At 54.7% G+C, this 3083-nt stretch carries 3 protein-coding genes; 1 reads left to right on the top strand and 2 read right to left on the bottom strand.

Annotated features, from left to right (window positions below):
- The coding region (locus SFHG_RS10800) for a hypothetical protein (RefSeq protein ID WP_162096574.1) at nucleotides 1-396 on the bottom strand (396 nt) is incomplete at its 3' end.
- A gap of 77 nt (nucleotides 397-473) precedes the next feature.
- Between SFHG_RS10800 and SFHG_RS10485 the strand changes: the two genes are divergently transcribed.
- Nucleotides 474-2351 (top strand): GH25 family lysozyme, encoded by a 1878-nt coding sequence (locus SFHG_RS10485; RefSeq protein WP_148514817.1) that lies wholly within the window; start codon nucleotides 474-476, stop codon nucleotides 2349-2351.
- Between the two features lie 146 nt (nucleotides 2352-2497).
- Here the strand turns inward: SFHG_RS10485 and SFHG_RS08045 are convergent, their stop codons facing one another.
- Nucleotides 2498-2860, bottom strand: coding sequence for an Hpt domain-containing protein (locus SFHG_RS08045; RefSeq protein WP_042436035.1), 363 nt, complete (start codon nucleotides 2858-2860; stop codon nucleotides 2498-2500).
- Nucleotides 2861-3083: the final 223 nt, after the last annotated feature.

The following is a 3083-nucleotide window of genomic DNA, read 5'->3' as shown; positions in this document are numbered from 1 at the left end:
TCCGCTGGCGGCGCACGGCTCGCCGTTCTTGGTCCACGTCAGGTGCGGGGACGATTCGGACGGCACGAGGGCGTAGACGTCCTCGGCGGGGGGTGCGGGCTTCGTCTCGCTGCCGCCTTCGTCGGCGGCCGGGCTCGCGTCCCCTGCAGGTATGGTGGTGGCCGGAAGAGCGCTTTTGTTCGATTTGTCGGTTGTGCTCTCTTTCGCGGTTGTATCGACCCCAGGCGAAGATTCTTCGACTGTCGAAACCTGTGCGATGGTTGATTCGCTGTTTTGAACCGGCTCTTCGGCGATTGCTGGAGACGTGTATCCCATGCACAGTGCTAGGCATGTTGCCGTCGGTAAAACGGCGAGTTTTCGCCATTGAAACGGATTTCGGTGCTTTCTTCTGCTCATAAGATGCTCCTCTCCTCTATAGTGTTGCTAACTTACAGTTCCGAATTTCTAAGTTCAGAATAGCGTATAGGAGTGTGTTGGTCTTGTTTAATCGGGTGACTTTGCCTTTGATTTGTGCGTTAGTGGTGGCGCTGTCGCTTGCTGTTCCTGTTTGTTCGTTTGCCGATGTTGTTGATGATGCATGCGCCGAGCGCGAGTCGGATGGATTTGCTAACGAATACGACCAAGGCTCCGGTTCGTATGCGAGTAGTTGGCGTTACGGAAATTACGATGCCTATGGAGAGGGAACCGGTATCGCGTTGTTCGCAAACCGGCTAAATTCGTGGCGGAATGAGGGCGGCGTTTGGCATGGTTCTAACGGGACGACAGTCAATAGCGCCGTGGGATTCGGCGTTGATGTTTCGGAGCATCAGGGCAATATCGATTGGTCCCAGGTTCAGTCTTCCGGTGTGACGTATGCGATTCTTCGATGCGGCTATGGAAGCGATTATTCGAATCAGGACGACAAGCAATTTCTGAGGAATGTTCAGGAATGCCAACGTTATGGAATTCCTTTTGGCGTATATCTGTATTCATATGCTACTGATAATGCAATGGCCCAAAGCGAAGCAGAGCATACCTTGAGGCTTTTGCGAGAAGCCGGCCTTAGCCCTTATAGCCTTTCTTATCCTGTTTACTATGATATGGAAGACGAGAATCAGCAGGGGAAACTTGGCTCCGCGGCTTTAGGGAGTATCGCTTCGACATATTGCAATGCTATTGCTGCTGCTGGTTATACGCCAGGTGTGTACGCGAATACCAATTGGTGGACTAATCGTTTGACCGACTCCGCTTTCTCCTCTTGGCCTCGTTGGGTCGCCCAATATAACTATAAATGCACGTATTCCGGCAAATATGGGATGTGGCAGGCTGACAGCAATACATCGATTAACGGCATTGCCGGGGGAGTAGATATCAATTTCGATTTTGCGGGCCCGATTCGTCATAAAGATACATGGGTTTTCTCTGATGGCTCTTGGTGGTATCAGTATAAAAACGGGAGCTACCCGTCAAATGGTTGGGCCTATATCGATGACGCATGGTATTACTTTGATTCCGCTGGTTGGATGCAGACTGGTTGGGTGCTTTCGAATGGCAGTTGGTACTATTTGAACTCATCCGGTGCCATGTTGAATGGTTGGCAGTGGATTAATGGTTCCTGGTACTACCTCAGCCCCTCAAACGGCGCGATGGCAACCGGTTGGCTGAAGGAGGGCCAGAACTGGTACTGGTTGACTCCGTCCGGCGCGATGGCCGTTGGCTGGGCCGATGCCTGGGGGACGTGGTACTACATGGGCGGAAACGGGGCCATGCTCTCCGGTTGGCAGTTTGTGGGGGGAGCGTGGTACTACCTTGACCCCGCAAACGGCGCCATGGCAACCGGATGGTTGAAGGATGGTCAGAGCTGGTACTGGCTAAACGGATCTGGAGCTATGGGCATCGGCTGGTTGTTTGTAAACGGTTCTTGGTATTGGTCGGATAACTCGGGGTGCCTGAGAACGGGTTGGAATCAAATCGGGGCTAACTACTATTATCTCGACCCTACTAGCTGCGCTATGCATATTGGTTGGATAGGCGATGAAGGTACCTGGTATCACTGCGACGGTTCTGGCGCGATGGGTACGGGGTGGCAGTTCGTGAATGGCAACTGGTATTGCTTCTCCGATGCAGGCAAGATGCTGGTTGGGGAGCAGATTATCGAAGGCGTTGCGTATCGATTCGCGTCATCTGGCGCAATGGTTACGGGTTGGTTTAACGACGGAGTTGCCTGGCGTTTTTATTGCGGTTCTGGAGCGATGAAATCATCTTCGTGGGAAGGGGATTACTACCTTCTTGAAGATGGCACTATGGCAAAAGACCAGTGGATCGGTTCGTATTATGTTGGATCGGACGGAAGATGGATTCCTGGATACTAGATTGATGCAGTTGGCCGGCTGGAAATGGCCGGGCTGCGCTTAGCGTCTTCCTCTCATACAAAAGCAGGCCGGATCGCTTTGGTGGCGATCCGGCCTGCTTCGTTGTTTGGCGTGGCGTTGGCGCTTCGCGCGTGGTTTTCCGCTTCCTACCTCCCCAAAACCTCTCGCAGGGCTCCTACTGCCTTCTCGTATGCCTCGTCCAATTCGGGCAGCAGCTTGGTTGCTGTGGCTTCGTTGCCTTCCCTGAGGGCATCGTTCATGCTTTTCGCCAGCTTGTGCACGCTGGTGAGCGAGAGGTTGCCGGCTACGCCTTTGAGGGCGTGGGCCTCCGTCTCCGCGGTTGCCAGATCGCCTGCGGCGATCGCCTTACGGACGTTGGGCATGTGGGGGTCGTCGAGGAACAGTTCGGCCAGTTTCAGGTACAGCGATTCGTTACCTTCGAAGCGGTCGATGATGTCCTCGTAATCTATGTCGGCGTTTTGCAGCGCGGCAATGTCTTTTTCGTCCATTGTGCCTCCCTGGGTTTCGGACGGGTTCGTCCTTGGAAGTATAATCCGGGCCATGACGAATCGTAATCAACAGTATCATGACCCTTTCGAGCCAGGCGTTTCCTCGCCCGAGTTCGAGCAGTTCGCCCGCGAGAGCTACGCCTCTCACGGCGGGCGCGGCGCAGCGCGTCCCAGCACCCCCGGCGCGGCACGCCCCGGTACTCCCGGCGGCCCCGGCCCGGCA

Source organism: Senegalimassilia anaerobia JC110 (genome assembly GCF_000236865.1).
Taxonomy (GTDB): Bacteria; Actinomycetota; Coriobacteriia; order Coriobacteriales; family Eggerthellaceae; genus Senegalimassilia; species Senegalimassilia anaerobia.
The sequence above is the reverse complement of the archived record's forward strand: the minus strand, read 5'-3'. Positions and strand labels throughout refer to the sequence as shown.

What these genes read in the sequence shown, in the direction of transcription:
- SFHG_RS08045 (WP_042436035.1), bottom strand. Translation starts at nt 2,860, where the DNA reads ATGGACGAAAAAGACATTGCCGCGCTGCAAAACGCCGACATAGATTAC.